The sequence below is a fragment of the Cetobacterium sp. ZWU0022 genome (genome assembly GCF_000800875.1).
Taxonomy (GTDB): domain Bacteria; phylum Fusobacteriota; class Fusobacteriia; order Fusobacteriales; family Fusobacteriaceae; genus Cetobacterium_A.
This window is the reverse complement of record NZ_JRJZ01000084.1, coordinates 23,484-35,976: the sequence shown is the minus strand read 5'-3', so window position 1 is coordinate 35,976 and position 12,493 is coordinate 23,484. Positions and strand designations below refer to the sequence as shown.

Below are 12,493 nucleotides of genomic sequence, written 5' to 3'. Positions count from 1 at the left end.
AAATAATAAGGAGAAAATTGATGAGTAAAAGACCGTTATTCCATTTTACAGCAGAGAAAAATTGGATAAATGATCCAAACGGATTATCATATTTCAATGGAGAATATCATATGTTTTATCAACATAATCCAGAAAATTGCTATTGGGGAAACATGACTTGGGGGCATGCTAAGAGTAATAATCTTTTTGATTGGGAATATTTACCTCATGCACTTCATCCTGATTCTGAAGAATTTGGAGATATAGATGGATGTTTCTCGGGAAGTGGATTGGTAGAGAATGGAGAGCTTTATCTTTTTTATACAGGGGTAAAGATGCTTACAAAGCAAGCTAATCAATTTGGGAATACAATAACTATAGGACCAGATGATTTGGTTCCTACTCAAATTTTAGCTAAAACTAAAGATGGTGAAAAATTTGAAAAGCTAGAGAAGATAGAGCTTTCTATTCCAGAGGAGTGTTCAAAGGCTCATGTGAGAGATCCAAAAGTTTGGAAAAAAGGTGGGTTTTGGTATTTAGCAATAGGAGCTAAGGACAATGAGGGTGGAAAAATTTTGATATACTCTTCTAAAGATATGAGAAGGTGGGAGCTTTTTAGTAAAATTTCAGAGAAAAATATGGGGTATATGTGGGAGTGTCCTGATTTATTTGAGGTTGGTGGAAAGGATTTACTTATGTTTAGTCCAGAAGGGGTCTCTGAGGATGGACAAAAAAGTATATCTGGATATTACTTAGGAGATTTCAACTATGAAAATGGCGGGTTCGAACACGAAGAGTTTCAAAGAGTTGATTATGGTTTTGAATACTATGCACCACAGAGTTTTGAGGATGAAAAAGGAAGAAGGATTATTATAGGATGGTTAGTAGGTCATGCTCCTTTAGATGGAGAGGGGTGGAATGGAATGATGACACTTCCACGAGAGGTAAAATTAAGAGATGGAAAAGTTTCGACTTTGCCTGTAGAGGAGTTAAAAGACTTTAGAAAAGAAAAAATAGCAGAGTTTTCAGAAATTTCTAAAGCTAAAAACTGCTATGAAATTGAGTTGAGGTTAAAAAAATTAGATGACTTCAGTATGACTCTATTTAAAGATGGAAGAAATGGATTGAAGTTAAGTTACTTTAAGGAGAGAGAATCTTTCGTTTTAGATAGAGAGGGTGTTATAAATGGATTTGAACCTCTTACAACTTTTGGAACTTTAAGAGAGTGCAGAATTTCTGAAAATAAAGAGATGAATTTAAGAGTAATAGTTGATAGGTGTGTTGCAGAGATATATATAAACGATGGCGAAAAGGTAATGAGTGCCGTTGTAAATCCTAGAGATAACCAAATTGAGATAGAGGTTTTAGGAGAGATTTTATCGAAAGAGATTTATATTTTAGAAAAATAAATAAAAATTGACAGAGATATTTTTTTATGATATATTCTGTATACAAAATTAAAAAATAAATAAAAATGAACTGTCACCGGACAGCGAACTTGTAAAAGTTCATTTTTATCTCTTTAGGTCTTAGTAGAGGTAATGATGAGCTTTTTTTTTAATTTATTTAAAATTAGAAGGAAAAATATGAATGCAAAAGATTTTTGTAGCTGTACAGATCACAAATGTCCATTACACCCAGTAAATCATGATAAAGGGTGTGATCTTTGTATTATCAAGTGTTTAAAAAAAGACGAAATTCCATCTTGCTTCTTTAAAAAAATATCTTTAGAGAGACCTGAGAATGAGGATTATACATTCGTAGGTTTTAGCAAATTTGTAGAAAAGCATTGTAAAGAAGAGGAGTAAATGGAAAGGGGCTGTCACTGCCTCTTTCCTAAAAAATTAAAATAAGTAAATTTTAACAATAGATTCATCTCCATTTTTCCAATTTATAAAAACAGAGAAATCAGAGTTTTTAAAATGTAAAATTTTGTCATCTTTTAAAAGAAAAAGACTTTGAAGGAACTTTTCGCAAAAAACAGAGGTATCTAACATAATTCCGGGTTTTATTTTTTCAAGTTCATGAGTGAAGCATTTTTTTAGCTCTTTTGGAGAGCTAAAAACTTTTTTTATATATACAACTGGTTCAATATCTTTTAAATCTAACTTTTTAAAACTCGCTTTTAAAACCTCATCAAAAGTAAGTGCACTTTTTTTATAGAGTTGCTTAATTTTAAAACAAGTTTTATATGTGATATCATACCCATGGTTTTGAATACCATTTTTTAAAATTGAATAAACCTCAGCAACATCTTGCAAATCACTTTTAATCATAAATAGTATACTTCTCAATTTCAAATCTTCATCAGCTTCCCACATCTCGTCTTCAAAATAAAAAGCAATAGCAATGACTTTATTATTTAAATTGCATCCAATTTTAACTTTATCATATCTGATTTTATAAGAGGCTTCTAAATCTTTAAGCAAAGGTTTTAATACATTTTTTTCAAAGTCAAAAAAACGTTCATATTTATTCTCTGAATTTAGAATATCTTTAAAATCTTCTAGCTTCACTTCAAATCGTTTTTTTAAAATAAAATTTTTAATGAAATAGCTATAAAATTTATATGTTGGCTTATTTGAAAAACTGTATAAAATTTTTATATATTTTGAATATTTAACCTCTTTAGGCAGATGAATAAAAGTTATCTTATTAGATATAAGATATGAGTTTATAAGATTAAAAGCTCCTAAAATATCATCAGATGAATCATTGAAATTATATAGAATAGATTTTTTAGATAAACGTTCTAAAAATAGGTTGGTTTCTTGTAAGTCCAACTTTAGAAAGTTTAAAATTTCTTCAGTAGGAATTTGAACCTTTAAATCATCTAATTTTAAAAATTTTTTTAGTAGATAGTTTAGAAAAGTTCGTTCAGTTTTATTTAGATTCGAATTTAAATCAAAGCTAAAGTTAGCATTATTTATTCTTTTATTAAAATTTTCCAATTGATAATACATAAATTCCTCCGTTTTTTAAAAAAAATTAAATTTTTTAAATATTTTTTTCTAGAAAAAAAGTTAAACAAACGAAAAAGAGATATTTATTTTGATTTCTTGAAAATATTATAAGGTAAAACAGACGAAAAATAAAGCTAATTTTTACAAATTTGACAAAAAATGTAATTAAGTGGTATTTTAATAACAAGAACAGAACAAAATATGCGAATAGAAATATAAAAAAATTGGAGGTAAAGAGTTATGATTAAAATTTTACTAGCATGTAACGCAGGAATGTCAACAAGTTTATTGGTTAACAAAATGAAAAAGATAGCAGCTGATCATAAGTTAGAAGCTGAAATAAAAGCAGTTCCAGAGATGCAAGCACCAGATCATTTCAATGATATAAATATACTTTTACTAGGTCCACAAATTAAATTCTTAGAGGAAAAGATGATAGGATTAGCAAATGGAAGATTTCCAGTTCTTACAATAAATACTCAAAAATATGGAATGATGGACGGTCTTGGAGTATTAAAAGATGCCATATTAGCTATAAAAGAGTTTAAAAAATAGAAAGGGAGTGTACAGATGAAGATATTTGAAAAATTTAATAACTTTTTAAATAAATACTTTGTTCCAGTTGCTAATAAAGTTGCAGCTCAAAGACATGTAGTAGCTATAAAAGATGGAGTTGTAGCAACAATGCCATTGACTATAGTAGGATCATTATTTTTAATTTTAAACTTCTTACCAATTCCAGGGTATAGTCAGCTTATAGAAGCGAGTGGAATGGGAAGATATTTCTCATACATATCTACAGCTTGTTTTGGAATAATTGGATTGGTTGCAGCTCTTTCAGTTGCGTATAGAATGACAATTGGATTTGGAATGCCAGAGATGGCACTATCAAATGGAATAATAGCAGTTGCAAGTTTTATTGTGACGATGATTCCAACAGCTGTCGATGGAAAGATTGATATGGGATATTTAGGAGCTAAAAGTCTTTTTGCAGGGGTTATTATAGCTTTAATAAGTGTTGAGATGGTAACAAAAATTATAAAAAGAGGTTTTGTAATAACTCTGCCTGAAAGTGTACCACCAGCAATTTCAAAAACATTTATGTCACTTATTCCAGGAGTTATTGTAATAAGTTTTTGGGGAATAATAACAGCAGTTGTAGTAAATACAAACTTTGGAAACTTCCATGATATGATAACTATTTTAGTTGGAACACCTTTAAGATTTGCGAGTACATCTTTACCTGGACAGATTGTTGTTGTACTAATAACAACTATACTATGGTGTGCTGGAATTCATGGTGCAACAATAGTCGGGGGAATAATGGATCCGATTTGGTTAGAAAATACTATGCATAACGCTTCTTTAGCAGCAGCAGGAATTGATAATATATACTCAAACGGATATATTATATCAAGTGGAGTTTTTGCAGATATGACTATGAAACTTGGAGGAAGTGGGGCTACGATTGGATTTGTACTTCTAATGCTGTTTAGAGCTCGTTCGAAGCAGTTAAAAGAGGTTGGAAAGTTATCAATAACACCATCGTTATTTAATATAAATGAACCTGTAATATTTGGAACACCTATAGTGATGAATCCACTACTTATGATTCCATTTATTTTAAATCCCTTACTTATAACTTTAGTAAGTTGGTTCTTAATGAAGTGGGACATAGTTAAGATTCCATTTACAGTTATTCCGTGGACAACACCACCAGTAATTGCAGGATTTTTAGCAGCAGGATTCTCTGTTTCAACAGCTTTGTTAGGAGTATTTAGTATTTTGTTATCAGTAGTAGTATTTTATCCGTTCTTTAAAATCTATGATGCTCAATTAGCTGCATCTGAAAATGAGGTTGAAAAAGAGGAAAGCTTAGAATCATTATTAAGTGAGTTATAATTAAAAAGTTAAATATAAAATATAGAATTTAAAACATAGGAGGAACAAAATTATGAAAAAGCCAGTAAAAATAGTTACAATTGGTGGGGGATCATCATACACTCCAGAGATAGTTGAAGGTTTTATAAAAAGATACAATGAACTACCAATAAAAGAGCTTTGGCTAGTTGATATAGAGGATGGAAAAGATAAGTTAGAAATTGTTGGAAATTTAGCAAAAAGAATGGTTCAACAAGCTGGATTAGCTGATAAGATGTCAGTACATTTGACTCTTGATAGAAGAGAAGCTTTAAAAGATGCAGATTTTGTTACAACACAATTCAGAGTAGGATTATTACAAGCTAGAATAAGAGATGAAAGAATTCCTTTAAGATATGGAATGATAGGACAAGAAACAAATGGAGCTGGAGGGTTTGCTAAAGCTTTAAGAACAATTCCTGTAATTTTAGATATTTGTCAAGATATGACAGAGCTTTGTCCAGATGCGTGGTTAGTAAACTTTACAAATCCAAGTGGAATGGTAACAGAATCAGTTTTAAAATACTATCCTAATATAAAGGTAGCAGGACTTTGTAATGTACCTATTGGAGTTAGAAAATCTGTAACTGATGCATTAGGAGTTCCAGATGAAGAGATAGAGTTAGTATGTGGAGGATTAAATCACTTCTTCTGGGGAAGACAAGTTTTACATAATGGAGTAGATAGAACAGAGGAAGCGTTAGGAAAGATACTTACAGATATTGAAAACCTACCAGCGAACTTAAGACATGGAAAACCTTGGATTAGAGAGCAAATTATGGATTTAGGAATGATTCCTTGTGCATATCATAAATATTACTACTTAACAGATGAGATGCTAGCAGATCAATTAGAAGAGATAAGAAGTGGAAAAGGAACAAGAGGAGAGCAAGTTAAAAAAGTAGAGAATGAGTTATTTGAATTATATAAAGACCCTGAACTAAATGTTAAACCAAAACAGTTAGAGCAAAGAGGAGGACAATACTACTCTGATGCAGCTTGTGAATTGATAAATTCAATATACAATGATAAAGGAACAGTAATAGTTGTTTCAACTAAAAATGAGAATGGTCTAATTGATTGTTTGCCAGAAGGATGTGCAGTAGAGGTATCTGCAAAAGTGTACAAGGATGGAGTTAAGCCGTTCCCACAAAAACCTATGCCATTAGAAGCTAGAGGGATTTTACAACTTATGAAAAACTTTGAGCAATTGACAATAGAGGCTGCTGTTACAGGAAACTATGGGAAAGCACTTCAAGCTTTAACAATAAATCCGTTAGTTACGAGCGGAGCAGTTGCAAAGACTATTTTAGATGAGATAATTAGAGAGAACTGGGATTATTTACCGAAATTCCATAATGCAATAGATAGATATAAATATTAATTTAAAGAGTGGATAACCACTCTTTTTTTGTTTAAAAAAAACTAAAATAGAACAATTTTTTGAGATGTGATTTATTTTTTTATTGAAAAAATAATTGACAAACACACTGTATAATTGTATACTAAATTTAAAATCGTATACAATTATAGCGATTGTTTAATTTAATGAAGAGTATTAAGGAGTAAAAAATGTCGACAAAAAATAATACAGAAAATATATATGAAGAGTTAAAAGAAAAAATAATGAATTTAGAATATAAACCAGGTCAAGTTATAACTGAACAGGAAATAAGTACAAAATATGGAGTTTCAAGAACTCCAAGTAGAGATATTTTAAGTAAACTGAATTCAGCAGGTTTAATTGAAAGTGTCCCATTCAAATCAAGTTACGTAAGCTTATTAGATATGGATATAATAAAGCAAAGTATCTACATGAGAATAGTCATAGAGTTACAAGTTATAAAAGATGTAATAGAGATTTTAGATGATAGATTTATAGCTCAAATGGAGTATAATTTAAAGCTTCAAGAGTTATTGCTAAAAAGAGAGTTTGAACCAAAAGAGTTTTATGAGTTAGATTGTGAATTCCATAAAGCTTGGTTTGCAGCAACAAATAAACTATTTGTTTGGGAGCAGATAGAAAAAGCACAGATTCACTATAAGAGATTCAAAATGCTAGATATTATTGGGGTTAGAAATTTTGATGCTATTTATGAGGATCATAAAATGCTAGTAGAAATAATAAAGGAAAAAAATGTTAAGAAAGTTGAAAAGGTTATAAAGGCTCACCTTAACAGTGGAATAAATAGATTGCAAGAGTTAATAAATGGGGAGTTTTCACATTATTTTACTGTGGGGTAAGCAGAAAAAATAGAAGTAAAAAAAGTAATATTGGAGGAGAAAATGAAAAAGGTAATGAAATTAGGTCTTGGGGTAATTTTTTTTAGTTTTTTAATGGGGTGTTCAGGAGACAAGGGGGAAGTTAAATCAACAACATTAAAGGTTGCATTTAATCAATCAGAAGCACATCCACAGTATAAGGCATTAAAAGAATTTGGGGAAAAACTAGATAAAGAGACAAATGGTCAATATAAGCTTGAAATATCACCAAATTCTCTTTTAGGTGATCAAAGAGCTTCAGCAGAATTAGTACAAAATGGTGTCATTCAAATGGCAGTTGTAGGAAACCCAGTTGTTGAAAGTTTTAATAAAGATTTTGCAGTGATTGGATTACCTTATATTTATGATAGTATAGATCATCAGAAAAGTGTATTTTTATCAGGAAAATTAGATGATTTATTTAAATCGGTTGGAAAAAATGGATTTCAAGTTGTAGGTGCATATACAGCTGGAGCTAGATCGGTTTATACAAATAAGCCCATAGAAAAACCGGAAGATTTAAGAGGTTATAAAATTAGAGTTATGCAATCAGATACAATGAAGAAAATGGTTGATTTAATGGGTGGTGTTGGAACTCCTATGGCCCAAGGTGAAGTTTATACAGCAATTCAACAAGGTGTTTTAGAGGGTGGAGAAAATAATGAGGTAACTTATGCAGATTTAAAGCATTATGAAGTTTCAAAATATTTCTCATATACAAACCATTTAATGGTACCAGATTTAATAATTATTAATGATAAAATTTATACAGGTATGACAAAAGAAAATAAAGAGATTTTTGATAAGTTAATAAGAGAATCTGTAGAGTCAGAGTTTGAAGCTTGGAATGAAAATGTATTAGCATCTAAAAAATTAGCAGAAGAAAATGGTGCCAAGTTTATTGATATTTCAATTGAACAATTCCAAGAAAATGTAAAGCCATTACAAGAAGATGTAGTAAACACTTCAGATGTGACAAAGAAAATATATCAAGATATTAGAGATTTAACTAAATAAAAGATTTTAGTATAGGAGAAATATAATAAATGGAAAAATTTAGAGATAAATTAGATAAAATAATTGAAATCTTTTGTATTGTAGTTATGATAATAATGACAATTTTAGTTAGTTGGCAAGTATTTACAAGGTATGTTTTCAACAAACCTAGTGCAGTGACGGAACAATTATGTCAGTATCTATTTATATGGTTAGTTTTGTTTGGAGCTGCATTTATCTTTGGAAAAAGAGAACATATGCAAATAGCTTTTGTAAAAGATAAATTTCCTAAAACAATTCGAAAAGTATGTGATATTTTACAAGAAGTTGTAATATTTATTTTTACATTAGGAGTACTTGTTTATGGAGGATATATATCTTCGGTGAGACAAATGGTTCAAATTGATGCTTCATTACAAATTCCTATTGGAATAGTATATGCAGCGATACCATTGAGTGGAGTCTTTATATTATTTTACTCAATTCTTAATATAAAAAAAATAGTTACTACAAAATAAATAACTTTTTATTGAAAGGAAGCGGGAGAAAAAATGAACTTAGCATTACAAACAGGTTTAATAATGTTTATGTCACTACCTATTTTTTTACTAATAGGTGTTCCAATAAGTATAAGTATAGGTTTTGCTTCAACAATTTCGATGTTAATGGTTTTACCATTTGAAGGAGCTATGTTAACATCAGCTCAGAGACTTTTCATCGGAACTAATTCGTTTTCATTAGTTGCTATACCGTTCTTTATATTAGCCGGAAATATAATGAATAATGGTGGAATAGCGATGCGTTTGATTAATTGTGCAAAGTTGATCGGAGGGAAATTACCAGGATCATTAGCTCAATCAAATGTAGTTGCAAATATGTTATTTGGAGCAATTAGTGGTTCTGGGGTTGCAGCAGCAGCAGCAGTTGGAGGAACAATAGGACCAATTCAAAAAAAAGAAGGATATAGTCCAGAGTTTAGTACTGCTGTAAATATAGCTTCAGCACCAACAGGAATGCTAATACCACCAAGTAATACATTAATCGTTTATTCAACGGTTGCAGGAAGTGTTTCAATATCGGCACTATTTATAGCGGGGTACTTACCTGGAGTTCTTTGGGGACTTGGAGTTATGGCAATAGCAGGTATAATGGCTAAGAAAAAGGGCTATATTTCATCAACTAAAACAACTTTAAATGAAAAAGTGAAAATAGTTTTAGATGCGGTTCCAAGTTTACTATTAATTCTAATAGTAATTGGAGGAATTTTAAAAGGAATATTTACAGCTACAGAAGGTTCTGCAATTGCAGTTGTGTATTCTTTAGGACTATCGTTGATATATAGAGAATTGAAAATTAATGATCTACCAAAAATTTTATTCTCTTCAGCTCAAATGACTTCAATAGTTATATTTATGATCGGAGTATCATCGATAATGTCTTGGGTAATGGCGTTTACAAATATTCCTCAAATTATAGCTAAATCTATTTTAGGAATGACAGATAGCTATGCAGTTATTTTGATAATAATGAATGTACTGATGTTGATAATAGGTACTTTTATGGATCCTACACCAGCGGTTTTAATATTTACACCAATATTTTTACCAATAGCTCAGAGCTTTGGAATGAGTCCGATTCATTTTGGAATAATGATAGTTTTCAATTTATGTATAGGAACAATAACACCCCCAGTTGGACCAATTCTATTCACAGGATGTAAAGTTGGAGAGGTTAGTATAGAACAAGTATTTAAGAGTTTGTTACCATTTTATGTAGTTACAATGATAATATTATTTTTAGTAATTTTTATACCACAGCTATCATTGTGGTTACCAAACCTATTAGGGTTAATAAAATAAAAGATAAGAGGAGTCTAGAAAATGAAGTTAGATGTAAGATATGCAAATCATCCTGAGGATTCAAAGCACTATACTACAGAGGAGTTAAGAAAGCACTATTTAATGGAAACAGTTTTCGTTGCTGATGAAGTTAATCTTGTGTACTCTCATGTTGATAGAGTGATAGCAGGTGGAATTATGCCGATAGAAACTGAAGTGAAACTAGAAGGATGTAAAGAGTTAGGTTCTGAATTCTTCTTAGAGAGAAGAGAGCTAGGAATAATCAACGTTGGAGGAGCTGGAAAAGTAGTTATCGACGGTGTTGAATATAATATGGAAGCAAAAGATGGATTATATGTAGGTATGGGAAGCAAGGAGTTAGCATTTACTTCTAATTGTAAAGATAACCCTGCAAAGTTCTATATCAACTCATCACCAGCACACGTGACATATCCAATCGTAAAGATAGATAGAACAACAGCTAATAAAGTTCAATTAGGAGATTTAGAAAACTCAAATAAGAGAACTATATTCCAATATGTTCATCCAGCTGTGTGTAAGTCATGTCAACTTGTAATGGGAATGACTGAACTTGATCCAAACAACATGTGGAACACAATGCCTTGTCACACTCACGAAAGAAGAATGGAGGTTTACTTCTACTTCGATATGGATGAGAACTCAAGAGTATTCCACTTAATGGGGCAACCAAATGAAACTCGTCATATTGTAATGGCTAATGAGCAAGCTGTAATATCTCCATCTTGGTCAATCCATTCAGGTGTAGGAACAAAGAACTACACATTCATCTGGGGAATGGCTGGAGAAAACCAAACGTTCACAGATATGGACCATGTTCCAATGAACGAAATCAAGTAAGATAATAATTAAATAAAAAAATAAAAAGATTATACGACATCGTTAGGTTAATTTAGGAGGGAAAAATGTTAAATATGTTTAATTTAGAAGGAAAAGTTGCAATGGTAACTGGTGGAAACGTAGGAATCGGAAACGCACTTGCAATGGGGTTAGCAGCAGCAGGAGCAGATCTATTCATCTTTACATATAATGATGATAATATGGAAAATATGATAAAAGAGGTTGAAGCACTTGGAAGAAAGGTAGCTTACGCAACTGGAGATTTATCGAAAGAGGATGTAGCGATGGAAGCTGTATCTAAATGTATCGAAGCTTTTGGAAGAGTTGATATTTTAGTAAATAACGCAGGAACAATCAAAAGATCACCACTATTAGAGGGACCTAACTCAGACTGGCAACAAGTTATCGATTTAAACTTATCATCAATCTACTACTTAAGTAAAATGGCAGCTATTGAGATGAAAAAGCAAGGTGGAGGAAAGATAATAAATATAGCTTCAATGTTATCATTCCAAGGTGGAAAGTTTGTTCCATCTTACACTGCAAGTAAGCATGGAGTTGCAGGATTAACTAAGGCATTTGCAAACGAGTTAGCAGTAGATAATATCCAAGTAAATGCAATTGCACCTGGATATATTGAAACAGCAAATACAGCACCAATCAGAGCTGATCAAAAGAGAAATGATGAGATTTTAGGAAGAATACCAGCTGGAAGATGGGGACAAACTTCTGACTTAGTTGGAGGAGCGGTGTTCTTATCATCAAAAGCAGCAGATTACATAAACGGACACATCTTAGCGATAGATGGTGGATGGTTAGTAAGATAGTATAATTAAAAAGGACCTTTCGGTCCTTTTTTGATTTACTTTTGTTTTCCGTTAGTCAATTAAACTGTAGAAAAATCCTTCTTTAGCTTTTAAATTGTGATTCTTCAACTCTTCAATAGCTGCATCTAAATTGTCATTTAAAATAAAATCAATGATATTCATATGCTCTTTTATTGCCTCAAATCTTCTAATAGGAGGTTGAGGACTTAAATTTCTAATTCTCATATTATGTTCGTAAACATTTTCCATCATCTTGATAATATAGTCATTAGCACAATTTTTAAGAATAAAAATATGTAGCTCATTATCTAAGTTATCAAGACTTTGTTTCTCTTCAGACGTTAAAATCTCTTTACTTGAAAATTCTAAAAATTTATTTTTTAAACCTAAAAGATAATTCTTATCAATTTTGAAAAAAGCCATTTTGAGTATGATAGGTTCTAAGTTGCTTCTAACTTGAAAAATGTCGTTGATCTCTTTTATTGAAATATTTTTAACAAACATCCCTTTTCTAGGAACGATACTAATCCATCCCTCTTGTTCGAGTTTGTTGATAGCTTCTCTAACAGGAGTACGACTAACTTGTAGTGATTTAGATAAAAAATCTTCATCAATTCGTTCATTCGTTTTTAGTTTACCAGAAATAATTAATTCTTTAATCTCTTCGTAAGCCTTCTCTTTTAAACTTTTCATAAATATAACTCCCTATTTTTTTATACATATATTATATAATATTTTTTATAAAAAACCAATACTAAACAAAAAATGTTCTTTTTGAGAACAAAAAAAATAAATAGAGATTATTTTTTATTAAAAAAACTTGCTTTTT

At 30.7% G+C, this 12,493-nt stretch carries 13 protein-coding genes; 11 read left to right on the top strand and 2 right to left on the bottom strand.

All coding sequences use genetic code 11. The features are described from left to right. Positions 1-20 precede the first annotated feature (20 nt). Positions 21-1,388 carry a glycoside hydrolase family 32 protein gene (locus L988_RS07085; RefSeq protein ID WP_047382916.1) on the top strand — a complete coding sequence of 456 codons (1,368 nt, stop codon included), beginning with the start codon at positions 21-23 and terminating at the stop codon, positions 1,386-1,388. A gap of 177 nt (positions 1,389-1,565) precedes the next feature. Next, positions 1,566-1,787 (top strand): DUF6485 family protein, encoded by a 222-nt coding sequence (locus L988_RS07080; RefSeq protein ID WP_047383005.1) that lies wholly within the window; start codon positions 1,566-1,568, stop codon positions 1,785-1,787. Positions 1,788-1,823: 36 nt separating this feature from the next. Here the strand turns inward: L988_RS07080 and L988_RS07075 are convergent, their stop codons facing one another. Then, the gene (locus L988_RS07075; RefSeq protein WP_047382914.1) at positions 1,824-2,942 is read right to left on the bottom strand and encodes a replication initiation protein; all 1,119 of its coding nucleotides are present in this window, start codon (positions 2,940-2,942) and stop codon (positions 1,824-1,826) included. 240 nt (positions 2,943-3,182) lie between these two features. Between L988_RS07075 and L988_RS07070 the strand changes: the two genes are divergently transcribed. From L988_RS07070 to kduD, 9 genes are all read left to right on the top strand, one after another. Further along, positions 3,183-3,497, top strand: a complete 315-nt coding sequence (locus L988_RS07070) for a PTS sugar transporter subunit IIB (protein WP_047382912.1) — start codon at positions 3,183-3,185, stop codon at positions 3,495-3,497. A 15-nt stretch (positions 3,498-3,512) separates the two neighbouring features. Beyond that, on the top strand, positions 3,513-4,844 hold the full coding sequence (locus tag L988_RS07065; RefSeq protein WP_047382910.1) for a PTS sugar transporter subunit IIC: 1,332 nt from the start codon (positions 3,513-3,515) through the stop codon (positions 4,842-4,844). Positions 4,845-4,896: 52 nt separating this feature from the next. After that, complete coding sequence (locus L988_RS07060) at positions 4,897-6,246, top strand: 6-phospho-beta-glucosidase (protein ID WP_047382908.1); 1,350 nt, start codon at positions 4,897-4,899, stop codon at positions 6,244-6,246. 188 nt (positions 6,247-6,434) lie between these two features. After that, positions 6,435-7,106, top strand: coding sequence for a GntR family transcriptional regulator (locus tag L988_RS07055; RefSeq protein WP_047382907.1), 672 nt, complete (start codon positions 6,435-6,437; stop codon positions 7,104-7,106). A 42-nt stretch (positions 7,107-7,148) separates the two neighbouring features. Then, on the top strand, positions 7,149-8,141 hold the full coding sequence (locus L988_RS07050; RefSeq protein WP_047382906.1) for a TRAP transporter substrate-binding protein: 993 nt from the start codon (positions 7,149-7,151) through the stop codon (positions 8,139-8,141). 29 nt (positions 8,142-8,170) lie between these two features. Beyond that, a complete protein-coding gene (locus L988_RS07045) occupies positions 8,171-8,638 on the top strand; it encodes a TRAP transporter small permease (protein ID WP_047382905.1) in 468 nt (155 codons plus the stop codon). A gap of 33 nt (positions 8,639-8,671) precedes the next feature. After that, on the top strand, positions 8,672-9,979 hold the full coding sequence (locus tag L988_RS07040; protein WP_047382903.1) for a TRAP transporter large permease: 1,308 nt from the start codon (positions 8,672-8,674) through the stop codon (positions 9,977-9,979). Between the two features lie 21 nt (positions 9,980-10,000). Further along, complete coding sequence (gene kduI, locus L988_RS07035) at positions 10,001-10,837, top strand: 5-dehydro-4-deoxy-D-glucuronate isomerase (RefSeq protein ID WP_047382901.1); 837 nt, start codon at positions 10,001-10,003, stop codon at positions 10,835-10,837. Between the two features lie 65 nt (positions 10,838-10,902). Next, positions 10,903-11,664 (top strand): 2-dehydro-3-deoxy-D-gluconate 5-dehydrogenase KduD, encoded by a 762-nt coding sequence (kduD, locus tag L988_RS07030; protein WP_047382899.1) that lies wholly within the window; start codon positions 10,903-10,905, stop codon positions 11,662-11,664. Positions 11,665-11,715: 51 nt separating this feature from the next. Here kduD and L988_RS07025 read toward each other — a convergent pair whose 3' ends face one another. Continuing rightward, entirely contained in the window at positions 11,716-12,357 is a 642-nt protein-coding gene (locus L988_RS07025) for a GntR family transcriptional regulator (protein ID WP_047382897.1), read from the bottom strand. Positions 12,358-12,493 lie beyond the last annotated feature (136 nt).

Bases quoted from the DNA above. Each gene is read 5' to 3' on its own strand.
- L988_RS07065 (WP_047382910.1), top strand. From the start codon at position 3,513: ATGAAGATATTTGAAAAATTTAATAACTTTTTAAATAAATACTTTGTT.
- L988_RS07085 (WP_047382916.1), top strand. From the start codon at position 21: ATGAGTAAAAGACCGTTATTCCATTTTACAGCAGAGAAAAATTGGATA.
- L988_RS07045 (WP_047382905.1), top strand. From the start codon at position 8,171: ATGGAAAAATTTAGAGATAAATTAGATAAAATAATTGAAATCTTTTGT.
- L988_RS07040 (WP_047382903.1), top strand. From the start codon at position 8,672: ATGAACTTAGCATTACAAACAGGTTTAATAATGTTTATGTCACTACCT.
- kduD (WP_047382899.1), top strand. From the start codon at position 10,903: ATGTTAAATATGTTTAATTTAGAAGGAAAAGTTGCAATGGTAACTGGT.
- L988_RS07080 (WP_047383005.1), top strand. From the start codon at position 1,566: ATGAATGCAAAAGATTTTTGTAGCTGTACAGATCACAAATGTCCATTA.
- L988_RS07060 (WP_047382908.1), top strand. From the start codon at position 4,897: ATGAAAAAGCCAGTAAAAATAGTTACAATTGGTGGGGGATCATCATAC.
- L988_RS07025 (WP_047382897.1), bottom strand. From the start codon at position 12,357: ATGAAAAGTTTAAAAGAGAAGGCTTACGAAGAGATTAAAGAATTAATT.
- kduI (WP_047382901.1), top strand. From the start codon at position 10,001: ATGAAGTTAGATGTAAGATATGCAAATCATCCTGAGGATTCAAAGCAC.
- L988_RS07070 (WP_047382912.1), top strand. From the start codon at position 3,183: ATGATTAAAATTTTACTAGCATGTAACGCAGGAATGTCAACAAGTTTA.
- L988_RS07055 (WP_047382907.1), top strand. From the start codon at position 6,435: ATGTCGACAAAAAATAATACAGAAAATATATATGAAGAGTTAAAAGAA.
- L988_RS07075 (WP_047382914.1), bottom strand. From the start codon at position 2,942: ATGTATTATCAATTGGAAAATTTTAATAAAAGAATAAATAATGCTAAC.
- L988_RS07050 (WP_047382906.1), top strand. From the start codon at position 7,149: ATGAAAAAGGTAATGAAATTAGGTCTTGGGGTAATTTTTTTTAGTTTT.